We start from the raw sequence: 294 nt of genomic DNA on the forward strand, positions 1-294 counted from the left end.
CTAATTCCTTGTGTAAATGTAATGCCATAAATATTGTAATAATCGCAGAAAGTACATCTGCAATCGGTTGTACATAGAGAATACCGTTTATCCCCCAAAACATAGGCAATATCAAAATAACTGGTACAAAGCAGATACCTTGTCGGCAAGCTCCCAAAATAAATCCCGCCAATCCTTTTCCGAGTGCAAGGAATAATGATGAATACACAGTGTAAAATCCAAATAATATGAATGAAATACCGTTTATTCGTAATGACTGTGTTCCTACACGAATCATTTCTAAATCGCCTTTTG

The 294-nt window shown here is 35.7% G+C and carries 1 pseudogene; it reads right to left on the reverse strand.

Annotation, left to right across the window (positions count from 1 at the left end):
- A pseudogene (locus NE591_RS14905) lies at positions 1 to 277 on the reverse strand (MATE family efflux transporter); the annotation flags it as partial.
- Positions 278 to 294 lie beyond the last annotated feature (17 nt).

It is taken from the genome of Adlercreutzia sp. DFI.6.23 (genome assembly GCF_024462535.1).
GTDB classification, from domain to species: domain Bacteria; phylum Actinomycetota; class Coriobacteriia; order Coriobacteriales; family Eggerthellaceae; genus Adlercreutzia; species Adlercreutzia rubneri.